The following is a 17,424-nucleotide window of genomic DNA, read 5'->3' on the forward strand; positions in this document are numbered from 1 at the left end:
CCCGAGTTTACCCCATTCAGGAGACAGAGAATGTCGACCGTAGCCGTAACCGACGAAACCTTTGACGCCGAAGTCAAGAATTCCGACATCCCTGTTGTTGTCGATTTCTGGGCCGAATGGTGTGGCCCCTGCAAGCAGATCGGCCCCGCTCTGGAAGAGCTGGCCGCCGAGTATGGCGACAAGGTGAAAATCGCCAAGGTTGATGTGGACAGCAATCCGAACTCGGCCGCGGCCATGGGCGTGCGCGGCATCCCGGCGCTGTTCATCTTCAAAGACGGTCAGGTTGTCTCGAACCGTGCCGGCGCCGCTCCGAAAGCAGCGCTGCAGAGCTGGATCGACGAATCCATCTGATCCGATGTGATCGGTAAGACATCGAAGGCGCCTGAAACCGGGCGCCTTTTTTATTGGGAGGATGAGATGGCAAAAACACGGGTTCTTGTGGAATTCGGAATGGGCACGTCGCTGAGGCGCGAGGATTATACCGAAGCCGCCGTTCGGGCGGTCAAAGACGCGCTGTGGCACAATTCGGTCAACATGGCCGAGTTGTTCGGCTTTCCGAAAGAGGCGATGATCATCGACGCCGAGATTGGGGTGCAGAAACCCGATCAAGTGGACAAAGGTGCGCTTTTGGCGATCTTTCCTTACGGTCAGCCCACCATCACCGTCACCCAAGGCGGGCTGGACATCGAAAAACCCCACGCCGAAGGACGCACCGTCATTGCCAATGCGGCCATCACCGTCTCATTCGAAATGGAGCCCGTGACATGACCAAAAAACGTATCATTCTTGAGATGGGAACCGGCAACGATCTGTACGGGCAGGATTACACCAAAGCCGCCCGACGGGCCGTGCAGGATGCGCTGCATCATTCCTCGATCACATTATTTTCCAAATTGGGTATCGACCACACCGAGATGCGCGTTTGCGTCACGATTGGCGTGCAGGACCCGGACCGCGTGGATTGCGATCTGGTCGCCGCCGATCTGCCCCGGGGTCGGGCCGAGGTGCGGGCCGTCAAAGGCGGGCTGGATATCGAGGATACCGAAGCCGGAACCCGCCACGTCATTGCGACCGCCGCAGTCGAGGCTTATCTGCCGGACCTTGCCGGTCAATACAAACTGTCCTGACAAAGAAAAAGCCGCTCGATTGAGCGGCTCGTCCTTCAAAGTCGTGCTGATCGCGGATCAGATGTTTTTGATATCCGCGCGGCACAGACCGATATCGTCCAGCTGTGCGTCGCTCAGGTCCGACAGAGCATTGCGTGTCTTGCGGGTTTCATTCCAATTGGCGGCTTTTTCGAAAGCCGAGGTGAAAAAGTCCACTACATGCAGGATGGAAGCTGCTCCGAGTGGCGCATGGATGTTAGCGGTGGTTGCCATTTGCGCATTCCCTATATCTGAAACAGCCGACCCATTGTCGGTTGTGAGCTTCATTTAGGCTCAGACCCCGCGACTCACAATTGCTAGTCCGGTAAACCCGAATTGCGATTCTTGCATATCTTTTAAGCGGTTTGAGAACAGTTGCGCTGCGGGCGGGTCCGGCCCATATAGGACGGCAGACGAAAATGGAGGCTCTTATGGCGGACAACGAATTTCCCGGTTGGCACGGCACCACGATCATTGGCGTCAAAAAAGGCGGCCATGTGGTGATCGCCGGTGATGGGCAGGTCAGCCTGGGCCAGACCGTGATCAAGGGCACCGCCCGCAAGGTACGCCGCCTGTCCCCTGGCGGGTTCGAGGTTGTCGCCGGGTTTGCCGGATCCACCGCTGACGCCTTCACGTTGCTGGAACGGCTTGAAGCCAAGCTTGAGGCCACGCCCGGCCAACTGGCCCGCGCCTCGGTCGAGTTGGCCAAGGACTGGCGCACGGACAAATACCTGCAAAAACTTGAGGCGATGCTGATCGTTACCGATGGCAAGGACCTGTTGGTGATCACCGGGGCAGGCGATGTGCTGGAGCCCGAGCACAACGTGGCAGCCATCGGATCGGGCGGCAATTTCGCTCTGGCCGCCGCCCGCGCGATGATGGACAGCGAAAAACCGGCCGAACAGGTGGCGCGCGAAGCGATGGCGATTGCCGCCGATATCTGCGTCTATACCAACGGCAATCTGACGGTCGAGACGATCTCAGGCTAACAGGGCCGAGATTTCCTTACCCTTCCAGCGGCGGTACATGCCGACCAAGCCCAGTACTGCCGTCAGGATCACGATGTAATAGGGCAAGCGGATATCGATACTCATCAATCCGCCGCCGATCAGGGACATAACGCCTCCGGCCAGACAGAAGACAGCCGTGGTCACCCCCATGACCCAGCCCTGATCCGTCTCGCTGACTGCCGATGAAAACAGGCCCAGCAGGGTCGGGTAGGACACGCCAAAGAAGAAGTAGAAGAAGAAAACGGGGATATAACTCAGCACGCCGCTGGGGCTGAAGGCGAAGGCAAAGCCGCAAATCACCATGACCACCAGAGACGTGTGAATGATCGCATGTTTGCTGAACCTCTCTTGCGCGGGTTTCACAAGGAAGGTGCTGGAAAAGGCCAACGCCACACCGATGACCACCATCGCCATGCTGCCTCCGATGACGCCATATCCGAATGCGCTGGTCAGGTAGTTGTCGACGAACACATAGAAAGTGACATTGGCGATCATGAACAACGCATAGACCGGCAAGATTTTCAGAACCATCGGATGCCCGCGAACTGCGATCAGGCTGTCGGTGATGTCACGGGGGCGAAACACAAAGGCCGCACGTTCGCTGCGGGTGTCCTTGAAAAAGAACAGCACCAGAAAAATGGCAATCAGCACCAGAACGAAGGCACCGTAGAACGGCGTTCTCAGCGTGGCCGCGCTGCCCAGCAGCGCCGTGTCGGACAGAAGCGCACCGATGATCGGGCCGCCGACCAGACCAAAGCTGACACCGGTGATGATGTAGCCCATGTTGCGGTCACGGTCCGCTGCATCGGTGCTGCCGTCGATCATGGCCGCCTGCGCGATGGGCTGATTACCTGCCGTGAACCCGGTGATTGACCGACCGATGATTAGCAGCAGCAGGCTATTGACATACAGCGCGGCAATGGTCAGCGCGTAACCCGCCAACGCTCCACCCAGACACACCAGCAGAGCATTCTTACGCCCGATGGAATCCGACACCTTGGACACGTAAACCACGCCCAAAAACCAGGACAGAAAAAAGCATCCAATCACCAGCCCGTAATACAGGTGGCGGGTGCCCATGGCCGTGCTCTCCGGCAAAAATCCGGATTTCGTCTCCATGATCAGAGAGTTGATGATAGGGAAAACCAGCCCTTGCCCGAGCAGATCGACAAACACGACGAACAGCAAGGTGATCTTAGCGATGTTTTTCATCGTTTAGTTTTCTCATAGCGGCGTCTTAACTCTATCTCTGCTAGCAGTACTTCAGAAGGCTGTTTGACTTCTTTTCTTCCGAACTTATTGGGCTGTCTGTACTCTTGAGATAGTACTGTGGCATGAAATGGTAAATCTACTGAGTGTTTTTTGATTCAAGGAAACCCACTACTGTAAAGTGACTAGAATTACCATGATTTCAAAAGTCGAAGAAATTGCGACTGATTCGACGAATCGGTCGCTTTTTGATATTATTTTAGTTTTCTTGGAGGGATATAATTATGGCCTTTTTCATCGAATCTACGGTGCCGCTTTCCGAATCCGAAAGAAGAGCAGTTTGCGAGCTTAGAGAAATTAAAGGGTACGCGATCAGGAATTTTAGCTCAAAAGAACTGAATCGTCGAAACTTTTTGTCCTTATCGACGTCTGTCACTACCGGGTTGTTGATCACTCCTACTCTTTTTATGTCGTCGCAACGTGTACATGCCCAGTCACCATTGCTACTTGCAATTTTCGCGGGTGTCCTTGAATTGTTAAGAGTTTTAATTAAGCCCAGTGATCGAGTTGAAGGTACCGCCGATCTAATTAACGAGTTTGATTATTATCAACGAGGTGACGTCATTGGGGAAGTCCAAAAATTGAGCACCCGAAACCTAGTGCTCAAGGATTCTGCGTCTATTGAAATACCTTCTGGTCGGTCAAGAGTTCGTTGGAAAGGAACCGACACGCTGCCACCAGATGAATATGAAGCGGCGCTCTTAACTAGGAACGACAGAACCCCAGGAGCAACCTTTACGGTCGAACCAGTCTAAGGGAAACTCAATTTATCTCTCGGTCGGTGCAGATTGTAACGATGGGAGTACAGCCTGATCCACATTTGGAGACCGCTGCATCACTAGCTCGTACATCGCTATTTCCATGGCCCGCATGACCTTTGCCCCTTTGGGCAGAAGCTGCGAGAGACACACAGAGGTGACCCTCTGTGTCGGCTGCAATCGAACAGCAACCGGTTCGTCGATCATCTCTTTGTACACATGAAGCAAGAGCGGATTCCGCAGCTCTAAAAATGCTTGTTGAGGAAGCTGCTCCATAAGCCCCACTTATGCTACAATAAGCGACAACTCCCAATCTCTCTACAGCCCACTTGATTTCATTGGGTCTAACGTTCGCCGATGTACGCGTTCCATCATCGAACCACTCCCATTTAATTCCTTGACAGGCTCGGGCCACCAATTGATTTCCCAGAGTTTTTCCGGAACTCATGTCGACTACTGCGTTTTTGATTATTGGTTGATTCAAATCGCCACTAAAGTATCCGGAAAAATACTGAAGAAGACCGATATTTCCAGAATATCGATCGGGTCGGATCCACTCTATAAGGTACGGTTCTCCGCTACCTTCCATTGATAATTCGATTGTGGGGAATGAGCTCACTGATGATACAGCTTGGTATCCTGCGGAGGTAGAGTGGATTTTCCAAATACTAACATTTGACTGGCTTTCTGGTGTCTGACATGCGTTTGCATGGTTAGCCAACATAGAAAACAAAGAAAAGCATACCGCCTTGAAATACATAAGTAAAATACCTTTCAGTTGGAGTTCTCTCACAAATCCGGTTTGTTTATCAATAGCACTAATACATGTCTTTTTCTATTATGCAGAAGGTAGTTTTGGTCCTTTTGAACGACGATTGTCGCAAGAGATCAGCTTGTGTTTTCAGGGGTTATGATTAGGTTCCGGTGCGAAACAACCGGATAGAACACACATGACCGACCTCACCCCACGCGAGATTGTCTCGGAACTTGATCGCTTTATCATCGGGCAGAAAGACGCCAAACGTGCCGTGGCCGTCGCGCTGCGCAACCGCTGGCGGCGCAAACAATTGCCGGATGACATCCGGGAAGAGGTCTATCCCAAGAACATCCTGATGATCGGCCCCACCGGTGTCGGCAAGACCGAGATCAGCCGCCGTCTGGCCAAACTGGCCCGCGCTCCGTTTATCAAAGTCGAGGCCACCAAATTCACCGAGGTTGGTTACGTGGGCCGCGATGTTGAACAGATCGTGCGTGATCTGGCAGATGCAGCAATCCTGCAAACCCGCGAATACATGCGCGAGGACGTCAAGGCCAAAGCGCATCAGGCCGCCGAAGACCGCGTTATCGAAGCCATCGCCGGTGCCGACGCCCGCGAAGGCACCCGTGAGATGTTCCGCAAAAAGCTGAAGGCCGGAGAGCTGGACGACACGGTGATCGAGCTGGAACTCTCCGACAGTTCGAACCCGATGCCGATGTTCGATATTCCGGGCCAGCCCGGCAGCCAAATGGGCATGATGAACCTGGGTGATATCTTCGGCAAAGCCTTTGGCGGGCGCACAGTCAAGAAACGCATGACCGTCGCCGAAAGCTATGACGCACTGATCGGGGAAGAAGCCGACAAGCTGCTGGACGACGAAACGGTTACGCGCACCGCACTGGAATCGGTCGAACAGAACGGCATCGTGTTCCTGGATGAGATCGACAAGGTCTGCGCCCGGGCCGAGGCACGCGGCGGCGATGTCAGCCGCGAAGGGGTTCAACGCGACCTGCTGCCCCTGATCGAAGGCACCACCGTCAGCACCAAGCACGGTCCGGTGAAAACCGACCACATCCTGTTCATCGCCTCGGGCGCGTTCCACATCGCCAAACCCTCGGACCTGTTGCCCGAGCTTCAGGGGCGGCTTCCGATCCGTGTCGAACTGCGTGCGCTGACCGAAGAAGATTTCGTCCGTATCCTGACCGAGACCGACAACGCCCTGACGCGCCAGTACACCGCGCTGATGGACACCGAAGAGGTCACGGTCAGCTTCACCGAAGACGGCATCGCTGCTTTGGCCCGCATCGCCGCTGACGTGAACCAGAGCATCGAAAACATCGGCGCGCGGCGGCTCTACACCGTTATGGAGCGGGTTTTCGAAGACCTGTCTTTTGCGGCTCCGGACAAGGCCGGTACGGAAATCACCGTCGATGCGCAATTCGTCAGCGACAATCTGGGCGAGTTGACCAAGTCCTCGGACCTCAGCCGTTACGTTTTGTAACACGGCCAGCCGTTTTTTGCCGCTGTTTCCGGCCTGTCGTGCTGGACGCGGGGCGAGAATGCGATAGCGTATGCACGATTCACCCCGAGGGCTGGCCCGTGCTGCGCTATTTCATCATTCTGCTTGTATCCCTATCGCTCAGTGCCTGTGTCGACCGGACGGTGACAGAGCTCGTGCCAAACGCCGTCAATATCGGCACACCTGAAACCATTTTCGCAAGCACGACCCGCGCCCGCGAAGCAGATGGATCCTATGGGTTCCGACGCGGCGAAACGCTAACGTTTCTGGAAACGACGGTTTCTATCCCACCGACGCATACCCCGGGGACGCTCAAGTTTTCATACGCGAACCCAAATCCACAGAAAGAGTTCGTTATGGCGAACGTGACCGAGCTGGACGGACCGCAGGGGCTGCACGAACATCTGCGAGGTCAGGAAGATGTCACCATTTTCGTGCACGGCTACAACTCGACCCAGACCGAAACGATCTTTCGCGCAGCTCAGCTGACGCATGACATCGGCCTTCCGGGATCAACGCTGGTGTATTCGTGGCCAAGCCGTGCGACAGGCTATGGATATGCTTATGATCTGGACAGCATGCTATTCGCCCGCGACGGGTTGGAGCAGACCATCCGCGAGCTGAAAGCCATGGGGGTCAAACGCGTTATTCTGGTCGCCCATTCCATGGGCGGTGCGTTGACGATGGAAATGATCCGCCAAACCGAACTGCAGCAACCGGGATGGGCCAAACGAAACATCGAAGGGGTCGTGCTGATTTCACCCGATCTGGATCTCGATCTGTTCCGATCCCAGATGAAACGGATTGACAACCCACCCGATCCATTCCTTGTGATGGTGTCCCAAAAGGACAAAATCCTGAATATCTCGGCCCGCCTGCGCGGTACGAACGAGGGCGAACGGCTGGGTAACATCAGCTCGATCGACTCGCTCGAAGAGTTTCCCATCAGCGTGATCGACACAACTGCGTTCAACAGCGATGCCGCGTCTTCGCACTTCGTTGCCGCGACCTCTCCGGCGTTGCTGTCGATCCTCAACTCGTTGCGACGCGTCAACAATACCTTCGGGCGCGAAGACCGACCGGCAATCGACATTCTGGTGCCGCCCAACGAGCGTAATCCCGATGGTGCCACCGAAATTGTTCTGACAGAAACAGGACAGGCGCAGGTCAGCTCTCCGTGACGCAGTTCAACCTGCGGCGGTATCTGCTGGACAACGCGACCTGGCTTGGTGCCGGTGTTCTGCTGACTTTTCTGTCCAGCTTCGGGCAAACCTTTTTCATCTCGGTCTTCGCCGGTGAAATCCGCACGGAATTCGGCCTCAGCCATGGTGCCTGGGGCGGGCTTTACACAATGGGCACAACCGCGTCGGCCATTGTGATGATCTGGGCCGGGGGATTGACCGACATCTTCCGCGTTCGGGTGCTGGGTCCGGTGGTTCTGGCCGGATTGGCCCTGGCTGCGATTGCCATGGCGCTGAACACATGGCTACCGCTGTTGCCAGCAGTGATCTTTCTGTTGCGCTTGTTCGGTCAAGGGATGAGCACACATCTGGCCGTGGTCGCCATGGCACGGTGGTTTACGGTCACACGGGGCAAAGCGCTATCAATTGGCTCGACCGGTTATGCGATCGGTGAAGCCTTGCTGCCGCTGATCTTTGTTGCGGCGATGGTTTATCTGGACTGGCGCTGGCTGTGGATCATCGCCGCTTGTATCACCCTTTTCGGTATTCCCGTACTGATGCGCTTGCTGCGTGATGAGCGAACACCGCAAAGCCTGGCCAGTGAATCCTCTGCCACCGGGATGCAGGGCCGCCACTGGAGCCGTCGCGACGCCCTGTTCCATCCTCTGTTCTGGTTCATGGTGCCGTCGGTCCTCGGGCCGTCGGCATTCATCACCGCGTTTTTCTTCCATCAGGTTTATCTGGCTGACGTCAAAGGCTGGCAGCATATCCAACTGGTGGCGCTTTTTCCGGTCTATACCGGAGTATCGCTGTTGTCGCTGTTTGCTGCGGGCTGGGCCTTGGACAAGTGGGGGACTGCCCGCATCATGCCCTATTACCAACTGCCAATGGCCGTCGGGTTTGCCATTCTGGGCATGACCAACTCCATCAGCGGTGCCATGATCGGTTTGATCTTTCTGGCCTTGACCGTTGGGGCGCACGGCACGTTGCCCAGCGCATTCTGGGCAGAGTTCTATGGCACCCGGCATATCGGGGCCATCAAGGCAATGGCGGCGGCAGTCTTGGTACTGGGGTCGGCCATTGGTCCGGGCCTGACCGGGGTTCTGATTGATCTCGGAGTATCGCTGAACACTCAGTTTATCTGGATCGGCATGTTCTTCGTACTGGTAAGCGGTCTGGTTTGGGTCGGGATTTCCCGCTCTCGTCACGACTTTTAACGCACACGCCTGAGGTACACGTAGTATGCCCCATCGCCGCCATGGCTGATATGGGCAGGCGTGACCTGTATCACCGCTTGCGCCAGCGGCGGGATGGATAGCCAATGGGGCACCTGATTGCGCAAAACCCCACGCGGTGTCGGGATCGGGCCGGGCTCGTCCCGGTCCTTGCCCTTTCCGGTCACGACCAAAACCAGACGCTTGCCCTGCGCCTGTGCACTCAGGACAAACCGGATCAGCGCGGGATGCGCCGTGTCGACCCGCATACCATGCAGATCCAGCTTGCCTTCGGGTTTCAGCTTTCCACGTTTCATTCGGCCAAAGGCTTTGGTATCCATCTGAACCGGTGCTTTGCGCAGCGCATCCGTCACGGATGGTTTCAGATCGTCCGGTTTCGGTTTGGCCTGATGGGTTTGTCCAAGTTCAAATGAGTCAAACCGGGGTTTCGGCGTTTTCTTGGGCCTGGGTTTCGGCAAAGAGGTCGGATGAACTGTCTGCGGAATTTCCGGGTGCATCCGCTCAGCCTGTTTGGCGACCTTGCGCCACAGCTCGATCTCTTCGCTGGTCAGTTTGCGCCGGGTCATCAGAACTCATCCGGCAAAAGGGCATAGGCACGCTGGATCGGCAGCAACACCACCATCCGGCCCGGATCTTTCAACTTGCCTGCGGCTTGTCCGGCTTCGTCACCGGTACCAAAGAAGATATCCGCCCTTTGCGCGCCTTTGATGGCCGCACCTGTATCCTGCGCGATCATCAGGCGGCGCATCGGTTCCTTGCCGTCCTTCTCGACCCAAACAGGCGCGCCCAGCGGGGTATAGGCCGGATCGGCCGCAATGCTGCGCATGGTTGTGACAGATCGGTTCATCGCACCCAGCGGTCCAAGCTCGGGCGCGACGCGCGAGACTTCGCGAAAGAACACGTAAGAGGGGTTGTGGAACAGCAGTTCCGCACCAGCCTCGGGGTTTTTGCGTACCCAGGCGCGGATCATCTGAGCGCTGACTTCATGGCCCCCAAGAATGCCGCGCCGCACCAGTTCGACACCGATTGATCGGTAGGGATGCCCATTTGCGCCGCCATACCCGACGCGTAAGGCACCGCCATCCGGCAATCGAACCCGACCCGACCCCTGGATTTGCAGAAAAAACAATTCGACCGGGTCATCAACCCAGGCAATCTCAAGCCCGCGGCCCTGCATCACGTCACTGGTCAGAATCTCTCGCCGGCTCAGCCAAGGCCCCTCAGCGCGGGCCTCTGGCGGCATCTTGTAGATGGGGTATTTGAAACGATCGGTCCGGGTGCGCGCCCCGTCAAGTTCGGGTTCGAAATACCCGGTGAACAGGGCATCCTTGCCATCCTCGACCAGAACGGGACGAAAAAAGAGCTCAAAGAACGCCCGCGCGGCGTCCGAGTCATAGGATTTGGCCACACTGCACAGGGCGCGCCAATCCGGATCCTTCAGATCCCCGCAGGTGTTCAGAAAAACGGAAAGGGCTGCGCCGTGATCATCCTCGGCCCAGCCCTGCAGATCGTCAAACGACAGAATGGATCGCGTTGCCTCGGCTCCGGCAGCGCTGGCAGTGGTCATTGCGCCCACCAGAAAAAGCGACCGGAGCGTGGCAATCATGCGTCCGTGGCAACAAGCAGCCAGTTCGGATCGTCCTTGCCCATCACACGGGCAAAGGTCCAGCTGTCCTTTTGGCGTTTCACGGTGTTGGGGTTGCCTTCGACAATATCGCCGCCGCGATCCCGCACGACCGAGGTCAGTTCACCCACGAATTTCATGGTGATCTCGGCCTGATTAGTATCCTTGTCGAATTTCACATCCGCCAGTGTGGTTTCCCGCACGCCGATGAATTCGGCCTCAATCGTCAGACCCTGGTCTTCCCGGGCAGCAACGCCCGCGACGAAGGATTCAAACACTTCTTCCGACAGGAACGGCTGGATTTCATCCAGATTGCCCCTTTCAAAGCCCATCACGATCATCTCATAGGCGCCGCGTGCGCCCTGAACGAATTCGCTGACCGAAAAACCGGGCTCAACGCGTTTCATCGCTGTCAGTGTTTGCGCCTGTTCACTGTCTTCGGCGACATGGTCGGTGATGTCATGATCCGGGCCACCTTCGATCACCTCGAAATCACGGCGCGATTTATGCGCTTCGGGATGCTGCTGCACAGGCGGTTTTTCGAAACCTTCACGCGAGCCCAATACGCTTCTGAGGCGTAAGATCAGGAAAACGGCAATTCCGGCCAGGACCAGCAACTGGATCATGGGTTCGTTCATTTCATCCTCTTTTCAGAACCGCGGCTTTGTATACGCGGCCTCATGCCACTATGTAGGTGACCGTGGGTGGCAAGTCCACAGCCCGGCCTTAGGGAAAGGATAACGCAAATGTATCTGTTCTTGGCATTTTTATTGGTGCCCATCATCGAGATCGCGCTGTTTATTCAGGTTGGTGGTTTGATCGGCTTATGGCCGACCCTTGCCATCGTAGTGCTGACAGCGGTTTTGGGCACTGTTTTGGTGCGGACACAAGGTCGCATGGCGCTTGGAAACCTGCAACGCTCGTTCGCCGAACTGGATGATCCGACCGAACCTCTGGCGCATGGGGCGATGATCCTGTTGTCGGGCGCATTGTTGCTGACGCCAGGGTTTTTCACCGATGCTATTGGATTTGCGTTGCTTGTTCCGGGCGTGCGGGTCGCCGTTTTCAGATATCTGAGATCGAAAGTCACCGTTGCCCAGTTCCAAATGGGTCCGGGTCCCGGGTTTCAGTCGCAAGGAAATCCTTTTGATCAGAGCGACATCATTGATGGTGAATTCACCGAAGTTCGCCCGAAAAAAGACCCGTCAAAGCCCTCGAAATGGGTGGAAGGCCCCCACCAGCATTGAGGTGCCGCGCCCAACTTGCTAAGCAGTGGCGAATTTCAATTTTGGAGTAGATCCATGGCCGAAGAAAACGCTGCAGGAAACACTGCGGCCCAAGCCGCCCCGCAGGTTCAGATGCGTGTTCTGGGGCAGTTCATCCGCGACATGTCCTTTGAAAACGTGATGGCGCAAAAAGGCGTGTCGGGTGATGTACAGCCCGAAATCGCGGTTCAGGTAAATCTGGACGCCAAAAAACGTCCGGCAGACCATCAGTTCGAAGTGTCCGTCAAGCTGAACCTGACCTCCAAAGCCAAGGGCATGGACGATGTTCTGTTCGTGTGCGAGCTGGATTATTGCGGCCTGTTCCATATCGAAGGCGTGGCCGACGATCAGATGCACCCGTTCCTGATGATCGAATGCCCGCGCATGCTGTTCCCGTTCCTGCGTCGCATTGTCAGCGACATCACCCGTGATGGCGGCTTCCCGCCGGTGAACCTGGACAATATCGATTTCGTCGCACTGTACCGCAACGAATTGATGCGCCGTCAGGCCGAACAGGCCCAGCAGGCCGACGCCTAAGATACTGACCCGTGCCTGACCGGTTCAGGCGCGGGTCCACAGGGCGTTTTCGCCCAGTTTCCCGACAAATGCTTCATGCGCCGCACGTTCTTCGTCGGTGATCTTCGATGCTAACGGTGTCGGGCGCGCTGTGGGGCGCCAATCGTCCTGCCCTCCGTTGCCCGATGATCCCGATGTCGACAGGCCGAAATCCGGCTGCCGGCCCCCGATCAGTTCCAGATAGACCTCGGCCAGAATCTCCGAGTCGAGCAGAGCGCCGTGCAGCACACGGTTCGAATTGTCGATATTAAACCGCCGACACAAGGCATCCAACGAGGCAGGTGAGCCGGGGAACCGTTTGCGCGCAATCGCCAGCGTATCCAGCGCCTGATCCATCGGGATTGGCGGCAAGCCCATCCATTTAAGCTCGGCATTCAGGAACTTCATGTCGAAGGATGCGTTATGGATCACCAGCTTCGCATCCCCGACAAAATCGCGAAATCCCTGGCCAACCTTGGCAAAGACCGGTTTGTCTTTCAGCGTTACCTCGCCCTTTTCCGGTGGGCGTGGGGTTTCCAGAAGGTCGGGGCCGATACCATGCACGCCAAACGCCTCTTCAGGCATGGAGCGTTCAGGGTTGATATAGACGTGATAGGTCTCGCCGGTGGCCACATGGTTCCACAGCTCGACCGCGCCGATCTCGACAATCCGGTCACCGCTTTCGGGATCGAACCCGGTGGTTTCGGTATCCAGTACAATCTCACGCATCTGCCATCCCCGCCCGTATCTGCCTGACCACATCCTGCACCTGTGCGCGCGCATGGTCCAGCGTATCCGTCACGATCACAAAATCGGACCGGGCGCATTTTTCGTCATTCGGCATCTGCTTGGCCCGGATCTGTTCGAATTGTGCTTCGGTCATCGTGCCACGCTCCATCACGCGTCGCTTTTGTTCATCGGCGGGGATCGAGACACAGGCGACGGCGTCCATCGCGGCATCTCCACCGGTTTCAAACAGCAGGGGAATGTCGAAAACCAGAATATCCTGCGTCGCCTGATCCCGGAATGCGGCGCGATCAGCCGCCACAAGAGGATGTACAATCGCTTCGATCCGTTTGAGCGCGGACGGGTCTTGCGCGATGATCTGCTTCAGCGCTTCGCGGCTGACAGCCTCATCGACAACGGCATCGGGAAAAGCCGCGCGCATGGGCTCAACCGCTGCTCCTTCCCTTGAATAGAGCCTATGTACGGCAGCATCCGCATCCCACAGCGCGCAGCCTTCATCAACGAACATCTGCGCCGTGGTGCTTTTGCCCATCCCGATCGAGCCTGTCAGGCCAAGCGCAAAACTCATCCCAAAACTGCCGCGCGCAGATCATCAGTCACTTCGGGGCGGGTGCCGAACCAGCGCTCGAAACCGGGCGCGGCCTGATGCAACAACATGCCCAGCCCATCGACAGTGGCGCACCCGGCCTCATCCGCAGTTTTCAGAAGCTGCGTCTGCAGCGGGGCATAAACCAGATCGGTGACAACCGTACCAGGATGCAACCCATCCAGAGGCACCCGCAATTCAGGTTGTCCTTGCATCCCCAATGAGGTCGTGTTGACCACCAGATCCGCCTGTTCAATGACATTGCCGGCTTGAATCCAGTCCACCACGGCGATGCGATCTCCGAATTCCTCTTTCAACTGATCCGCGCGGGTGCTGGTGCGGTTGGTCAGCAGAATTTCGGGCACCCCAGCCTCAAGCAAAGCTTGCAGCACCGCCCGTGCAGCACCGCCCGCACCAAACACCACCGCCGGACCATCCGACGGCGTCCAGTCGGGCGCACCGCTGCGAAGATTCTCCATGAACCCGTAGCCATCGGTATTGTCGGCATGGATCTCGCCGTCCTCGCCAAACGTAAGAGTGTTTGCAGCACCGATCAGCTTCGCACGTTCTGATACCGAATCCGCCAGCCGCAACGCAGCCTCTTTGTGGGGAACAGTTACATTGATGCCGACAAAGCCAGCCTTGGGCAGGGTGCGCAGAACCGTTTCAAGATCCTCGGGTCTGACATCCATTGGAATGTAATGCCCGGCCAGCCCGTAGGTATTCAGCCAATGACCGTGCAATAGCGGCGATTTCGAATGTGCAATCGGGTGCCCAATCACTCCGGCCAGCGGAATTCGATTATGCGTCATTGATTGATCACCCCTTTGACGGCCAGATAATTAAGAAGTTCCAACAGGGGCATACCCAAGACATTAAAATAGTCGCCGTCAATGGTGGCGAACAGGCGCACGCCTTCCTCTTCGAGCTTATAAGCACCCACCGCATGCCGGATGCTGTCCCAATTGCGGTCGACATAATCGCGCAAATAAGCGTCCGAGCTCATCCGCATCCGCAGGCGCACTTGCCCGACATGGCGCCAGATCGGCTCGCCATCCTGATAGATCACCGCAGCGGACAACAACATATGCCGCTTGCCCCGCATCGCCCTGAGCTGCACCAGCGCGTCCTCGGGCGTTTCGGGTTTCGACAGCAACTGCCCGTCGAAATCCAGCACCTGATCGCAACCCAGCACCATCGCGCCAGGGTTTTTGTCGCTGACCTTGCGCGCCTTCATCTCAGCCAGCGCATCGGCAATATCACGAGGCGCGGCCTCTTCGGCCAGCAGCGCGCGTTTCGCGGTCTCTTCGTCCACGCGCGCGACCTGAACGGAAAACGGCACGCCCGCGTTTTCCAGCAGTTGCGCGCGAATGGATGACCCCGAGGCCAAGATGATGGGGACAGACATGTGGACAACCCCGTGTGCAAATCGTTGAGCGTTCTTGAACGGTTTGTATGGTTTTCCGGTTGACACGCAACCCCGGGTGTTTCGCGAAAATCCCACATGAGTCGCTCGAACCCTGTCCATCCGGGACAAGGATAAGTCGGAAAAACGGGAAAAGCCGAAGCTCCACAGATACTCAGACATTTATCCCCAGATCACGTTCAGTATATCAGGCTTAACATGTTGTATTTATTATATTATTTTCTTAATTCACAGAATCATCTGGCTGAACAGGGAAAATGTCCACCTGGGGAAAACACATGTGTAAAAAAGTAATCCACGGATTTTGTTCACCCTACAAAACCATCTTCCTTTCTCTTTTCTAATTTTTTTATTAGGGAGATTTCCGAGCAACGCCCGGAGCCAGAATGACCGATCTTCTTTTCACGATTTATCCGTGGGTGAAGTCCTTGCACATCATGGCCGTGATCTCTTGGATGGCCGGCCTGTTCTATCTGCCACGCCTGTTCGTCTATCACGTAGAAAAGGCTCAATCCGTTGATGGGGCAGAGCCCATTTTCTTTGAAATGGAAGAAAAGCTGCTGCGTGTGATCATGCGCCCTGCAATGATCGTGGCTTGGGTCTGTGGCCTGATCATGGTCTTCACACCGGGCATAGTCGGGTGGGATTGGACGTGGCCCTGGGTCAAAGGCGCAGCCGTGATTGGCATGACTTGGTTCCATCATTGGCTGATGGCCCGTCGCAAGGATTTCTTTGAGGGCCAAAATAAGCTCACTGGACGGCAGTTTCGAATGATGAACGAGGTTCCGACCGTTTTGATGGTTATCATCGTTCTGGCGGTCGTTCTGAAGTTCTAGGCGCTTTCTGTTTCATAAGGAATAAGCATTGAAACGCGCGTTCGACCGAAGGGAGAGGCAGCGCGTTTCGATTCAAGTCAAACAGAAAGGGCTTTGAGGGCCTGTTTGACTCGGGCCTCTGTCGCGCTTATGTAGGGATCAACACGCCCGTCCGGGCGGCGTATCTTCCGTACTGAAATTCCACTTCGTGCCGCGTGTCAGCGGTGAAGGTATATATCATGTCCACTGAATCCCTGAATCTGGCCGACCTGAAGGCCAAAAGCCCCAAAGACCTTCTGGCGATGGCCGAGGAGCTGGAGATCGAAAACGCCTCGACGATGCGAAAAGGCGAAATGATGTTCCAGATCTTGCGCGAACGCGCGGATGAGGGCTGGACCGTTGGCGGCGACGGTGTGCTTGAGGTTTTGCAGGACGGCTTCGGCTTTCTGCGCTCGCCAGAAGCGAACTATCTGCCGGGTCCGGACGACATCTATGTTTCGCCTGACATGATCCGTCAGCATTCGTTGCGCACCGGTGACACGGTCGAAGGCGAAATCAAAGCGCCCGACGATAATGAGCGCTATTTTGCGCTGACCAAGGTTACCAAGATCAACTTCGAAGATCCTGAGAAGGCCAAGCACAAGATCCTGTTCGACAACCTGACGCCGCTCTATCCCGATGAGCGCCTGAAGATGGAAATCGAGGACCCGACCATCAAGGACAAGTCGGCGCGTGTGATCGATCTGGTCTCGCCCATCGGTAAAGGTCAGCGTTCGCTGATCGTGGCGCCGCCGCGGACCGGTAAGACGGTGATCCTGCAGAACATCGCGCATTCGATCGAACAGAACCATCCGGAGTGTTACCTGATCGTCCTGCTGATCGACGAACGCCCCGAAGAGGTGACCGACATGCAGCGCTCGGTGAAGGGTGAGGTTGTGTCCTCGACCTTTGACGAACCTGCAACACGTCACGTGGCGGTGTCGGAAATGGTCATCGAAAAAGCCAAACGTCTCGTTGAGCATAAACGAGATGTTGTTATTCTTCTCGATTCGATCACAAGACTTGGTAGAGCGTTTAACACTGTGGTGCCGTCCTCGGGTAAAGTTCTGACCGGTGGTGTGGATGCAAACGCTCTGCAACGGCCAAAGCGGTTCTTTGGTGCAGCGCGGAACATTGAAGAGGGTGGTTCGCTGACCATCATCGCAACTGCTCTGATCGACACCGGCAGCCGGATGGATGAAGTAATCTTCGAAGAATTCAAAGGCACCGGTAACTCGGAAATCGTTCTGGATCGCAAGATCGCAGACAAGCGCGTGTTCCCGGCGATCGACATCCTCAAGTCGGGTACTCGGAAAGAGGACCTTCTGGTCGACAAGGGCGATCTGGCCAAGACATTTGTCCTGCGCCGCATCCTCAACCCGATGGGCACTACCGACGCGATCGAGTTCCTGTTGTCCAAGTTGAAACAGACGAAGACAAACGGCGAGTTCTTCGATTCGATGAACACCTGACACAGGTCTTAGACCCAAGCG

At 56.3% G+C, this 17,424-nt stretch carries 21 protein-coding genes; 12 read left to right on the forward strand and 9 right to left on the reverse strand.

What is annotated here, in order from left to right:
• The first annotated feature begins 30 nt into the window (after window positions 1-30).
• The 3 genes from trxA to ACR0LF_RS19200 all read left to right on the forward strand — a co-directional run bounded on the left by trxA (window position 31) and on the right by ACR0LF_RS19200 (window position 1,127).
• Window positions 31-351: a thioredoxin gene (trxA, locus tag ACR0LF_RS19190; protein ID WP_480577338.1), complete on the forward strand. Its 321-nt coding sequence runs from the start codon at window positions 31-33 to the stop codon at window positions 349-351.
• A 66-nt stretch (window positions 352-417) separates the two neighbouring features.
• Window positions 418-768: a Lin0512 family protein gene (locus ACR0LF_RS19195; RefSeq protein ID WP_480577341.1), complete on the forward strand. Its 351-nt coding sequence runs from the start codon at window positions 418-420 to the stop codon at window positions 766-768.
• Window positions 765-1,127: a Lin0512 family protein gene (locus tag ACR0LF_RS19200; RefSeq protein WP_480577344.1), complete on the forward strand. Its 363-nt coding sequence runs from the start codon at window positions 765-767 to the stop codon at window positions 1,125-1,127. Before ACR0LF_RS19195 ends, ACR0LF_RS19200 begins: the two co-directional genes overlap by 4 nt.
• A gap of 57 nt (window positions 1,128-1,184) precedes the next feature.
• On the opposite strand, the gene ACR0LF_RS19205 is transcribed toward ACR0LF_RS19200, so the two are convergent.
• Complete coding sequence (locus tag ACR0LF_RS19205; protein ID WP_480577348.1) at window positions 1,185-1,379, reverse strand: DUF1127 domain-containing protein; 195 nt, start codon at window positions 1,377-1,379, stop codon at window positions 1,185-1,187.
• Window positions 1,380-1,576: 197 nt separating this feature from the next.
• Here ACR0LF_RS19205 and hslV point away from each other — a divergent pair, with 197 nt between their 5' ends.
• Window positions 1,577-2,134, forward strand: coding sequence for an ATP-dependent protease subunit HslV (gene hslV / locus ACR0LF_RS19210; RefSeq protein ID WP_480577351.1), 558 nt, complete (start codon window positions 1,577-1,579; stop codon window positions 2,132-2,134).
• Here the strand turns inward: hslV and ACR0LF_RS19215 are convergent.
• Window positions 2,126-3,367: an MFS transporter gene (locus tag ACR0LF_RS19215; RefSeq protein WP_480577354.1), complete on the reverse strand. Its 1,242-nt coding sequence runs from the start codon at window positions 3,365-3,367 to the stop codon at window positions 2,126-2,128. The genes hslV and ACR0LF_RS19215 overlap by 9 nt on opposite strands.
• 281 nt (window positions 3,368-3,648) lie before the next feature.
• Between ACR0LF_RS19215 and ACR0LF_RS19220 the strand changes: the two genes are divergently transcribed.
• The 4 genes from ACR0LF_RS19220 to ACR0LF_RS19235 all read left to right on the forward strand — a co-directional run bounded on the left by ACR0LF_RS19220 (window position 3,649) and on the right by ACR0LF_RS19235 (window position 8,856).
• Window positions 3,649-4,179, forward strand: a complete 531-nt coding sequence (locus ACR0LF_RS19220; RefSeq protein ID WP_480577357.1) for a hypothetical protein — start codon at window positions 3,649-3,651, stop codon at window positions 4,177-4,179.
• A gap of 953 nt (window positions 4,180-5,132) precedes the next feature.
• Complete coding sequence (gene hslU, locus ACR0LF_RS19225) at window positions 5,133-6,440, forward strand: ATP-dependent protease ATPase subunit HslU (protein WP_480577360.1); 1,308 nt, start codon at window positions 5,133-5,135, stop codon at window positions 6,438-6,440.
• Window positions 6,441-6,538: 98 nt separating this feature from the next.
• Window positions 6,539-7,639 carry an alpha/beta hydrolase gene (locus ACR0LF_RS19230; protein WP_480577363.1) on the forward strand — a complete coding sequence of 367 codons (1,101 nt, stop codon included), beginning with the start codon at window positions 6,539-6,541 and terminating at the stop codon, window positions 7,637-7,639.
• Window positions 7,636-8,856: an MFS transporter gene (locus tag ACR0LF_RS19235; RefSeq protein ID WP_480577366.1), complete on the forward strand. Its 1,221-nt coding sequence runs from the start codon at window positions 7,636-7,638 to the stop codon at window positions 8,854-8,856. The genes ACR0LF_RS19230 and ACR0LF_RS19235 overlap by 4 nt, the downstream gene beginning before the upstream one ends.
• Here the strand turns inward: ACR0LF_RS19235 and ACR0LF_RS19240 are convergent.
• Genes ACR0LF_RS19240 through ACR0LF_RS19250 form a run of 3 tightly spaced genes read right to left on the reverse strand, consistent with a single transcriptional unit; the run spans window position 8,853 to window position 11,136 of the window.
• Window positions 8,853-9,440: a Smr/MutS family protein gene (locus tag ACR0LF_RS19240; protein ID WP_480577369.1), complete on the reverse strand. Its 588-nt coding sequence runs from the start codon at window positions 9,438-9,440 to the stop codon at window positions 8,853-8,855. The two genes, ACR0LF_RS19235 and ACR0LF_RS19240, sit on opposite strands and share 4 nt — an antisense overlap.
• Window positions 9,440-10,480, reverse strand: a complete 1,041-nt coding sequence (mltA, locus tag ACR0LF_RS19245) for a murein transglycosylase A (RefSeq protein ID WP_480577372.1) — start codon at window positions 10,478-10,480, stop codon at window positions 9,440-9,442. Before mltA ends, ACR0LF_RS19240 begins: the two co-directional genes overlap by 1 nt.
• Window positions 10,477-11,136 (reverse strand): Tim44/TimA family putative adaptor protein, encoded by a 660-nt coding sequence (locus ACR0LF_RS19250; RefSeq protein ID WP_480577375.1) that lies wholly within the window; start codon window positions 11,134-11,136, stop codon window positions 10,477-10,479. Before ACR0LF_RS19250 ends, mltA begins: the two co-directional genes overlap by 4 nt.
• 108 nt (window positions 11,137-11,244) lie before the next feature.
• Here ACR0LF_RS19250 and ACR0LF_RS19255 point away from each other — a divergent pair, with 108 nt between their 5' ends.
• Together ACR0LF_RS19255 and secB are read left to right on the forward strand one after the other, a co-directional pair.
• Complete coding sequence (locus tag ACR0LF_RS19255; RefSeq protein WP_480577377.1) at window positions 11,245-11,745, forward strand: FxsA family protein; 501 nt, start codon at window positions 11,245-11,247, stop codon at window positions 11,743-11,745.
• Window positions 11,746-11,799: 54 nt separating this feature from the next.
• Window positions 11,800-12,300, forward strand: coding sequence for a protein-export chaperone SecB (gene secB / locus ACR0LF_RS19260; protein ID WP_480577380.1), 501 nt, complete (start codon window positions 11,800-11,802; stop codon window positions 12,298-12,300).
• A 24-nt stretch (window positions 12,301-12,324) separates the two neighbouring features.
• Here secB and dnaQ read toward each other — a convergent pair whose 3' ends face one another.
• From dnaQ to ACR0LF_RS19280, 4 genes are read right to left on the reverse strand one after another with little or no spacing between them, the layout of a single operon-like run.
• Entirely contained in the window at window positions 12,325-13,047 is a 723-nt protein-coding gene (gene dnaQ / locus ACR0LF_RS19265) for a DNA polymerase III subunit epsilon (protein WP_480577383.1), read from the reverse strand.
• Complete coding sequence (coaE, locus tag ACR0LF_RS19270; RefSeq protein WP_480577386.1) at window positions 13,040-13,633, reverse strand: dephospho-CoA kinase; 594 nt, start codon at window positions 13,631-13,633, stop codon at window positions 13,040-13,042. Before coaE ends, dnaQ begins: the two co-directional genes overlap by 8 nt.
• Entirely contained in the window at window positions 13,630-14,463 is an 834-nt protein-coding gene (locus tag ACR0LF_RS19275) for a shikimate dehydrogenase (protein ID WP_480577389.1), read from the reverse strand. Before ACR0LF_RS19275 ends, coaE begins: the two co-directional genes overlap by 4 nt.
• Window positions 14,460-15,059, reverse strand: a complete 600-nt coding sequence (locus ACR0LF_RS19280) for a Maf family protein (RefSeq protein WP_480577392.1) — start codon at window positions 15,057-15,059, stop codon at window positions 14,460-14,462. The genes ACR0LF_RS19275 and ACR0LF_RS19280 overlap by 4 nt, the downstream gene beginning before the upstream one ends.
• A gap of 404 nt (window positions 15,060-15,463) precedes the next feature.
• On the opposite strand from ACR0LF_RS19280, the gene ACR0LF_RS19285 reads away from it, so the two are divergent.
• Window positions 15,464-15,913 carry a CopD family protein gene (locus ACR0LF_RS19285; RefSeq protein WP_480577395.1) on the forward strand — a complete coding sequence of 150 codons (450 nt, stop codon included), beginning with the start codon at window positions 15,464-15,466 and terminating at the stop codon, window positions 15,911-15,913.
• A gap of 218 nt (window positions 15,914-16,131) precedes the next feature.
• On the forward strand, window positions 16,132-17,403 hold the full coding sequence (gene rho, locus ACR0LF_RS19290) for a transcription termination factor Rho (RefSeq protein ID WP_480577398.1): 1,272 nt from the start codon (window positions 16,132-16,134) through the stop codon (window positions 17,401-17,403).
• The last annotated feature ends 21 nt before the right edge of the window (window positions 17,404-17,424 follow it).

The sequence above is a fragment of the Ruegeria sp. E8 genome, assembly GCF_056533985.1.

Coding starts and splice junctions, on each gene's coding strand:
- trxA (WP_480577338.1), top strand. CDS start 31: ATGTCGACCGTAGCCGTAACCGACGAAACCTTTGACGCCGAAGTCAAG.
- ACR0LF_RS19195 (WP_480577341.1), top strand. CDS start 418: ATGGCAAAAACACGGGTTCTTGTGGAATTCGGAATGGGCACGTCGCTG.
- ACR0LF_RS19200 (WP_480577344.1), top strand. CDS start 765: ATGACCAAAAAACGTATCATTCTTGAGATGGGAACCGGCAACGATCTG.
- ACR0LF_RS19205 (WP_480577348.1), bottom strand. CDS start 1,379: ATGGCAACCACCGCTAACATCCATGCGCCACTCGGAGCAGCTTCCATC.
- hslV (WP_480577351.1), top strand. CDS start 1,577: ATGGCGGACAACGAATTTCCCGGTTGGCACGGCACCACGATCATTGGC.
- ACR0LF_RS19215 (WP_480577354.1), bottom strand. CDS start 3,367: ATGAAAAACATCGCTAAGATCACCTTGCTGTTCGTCGTGTTTGTCGAT.
- ACR0LF_RS19220 (WP_480577357.1), top strand. CDS start 3,649: ATGGCCTTTTTCATCGAATCTACGGTGCCGCTTTCCGAATCCGAAAGA.
- hslU (WP_480577360.1), top strand. CDS start 5,133: ATGACCGACCTCACCCCACGCGAGATTGTCTCGGAACTTGATCGCTTT.
- ACR0LF_RS19240 (WP_480577369.1), bottom strand. CDS start 9,440: ATGACCCGGCGCAAACTGACCAGCGAAGAGATCGAGCTGTGGCGCAAG.
- mltA (WP_480577372.1), bottom strand. CDS start 10,480: ATGATTGCCACGCTCCGGTCGCTTTTTCTGGTGGGCGCAATGACCACT.
- ACR0LF_RS19250 (WP_480577375.1), bottom strand. CDS start 11,136: ATGAACGAACCCATGATCCAGTTGCTGGTCCTGGCCGGAATTGCCGTT.
- ACR0LF_RS19255 (WP_480577377.1), top strand. CDS start 11,245: ATGTATCTGTTCTTGGCATTTTTATTGGTGCCCATCATCGAGATCGCG.
- secB (WP_480577380.1), top strand. CDS start 11,800: ATGGCCGAAGAAAACGCTGCAGGAAACACTGCGGCCCAAGCCGCCCCG.
- dnaQ (WP_480577383.1), bottom strand. CDS start 13,047: ATGCGTGAGATTGTACTGGATACCGAAACCACCGGGTTCGATCCCGAA.
- coaE (WP_480577386.1), bottom strand. CDS start 13,633: ATGAGTTTTGCGCTTGGCCTGACAGGCTCGATCGGGATGGGCAAAAGC.
- ACR0LF_RS19275 (WP_480577389.1), bottom strand. CDS start 14,463: ATGACGCATAATCGAATTCCGCTGGCCGGAGTGATTGGGCACCCGATT.
- ACR0LF_RS19280 (WP_480577392.1), bottom strand. CDS start 15,059: ATGTCTGTCCCCATCATCTTGGCCTCGGGGTCATCCATTCGCGCGCAA.
- ACR0LF_RS19285 (WP_480577395.1), top strand. CDS start 15,464: ATGACCGATCTTCTTTTCACGATTTATCCGTGGGTGAAGTCCTTGCAC.
- rho (WP_480577398.1), top strand. CDS start 16,132: ATGTCCACTGAATCCCTGAATCTGGCCGACCTGAAGGCCAAAAGCCCC.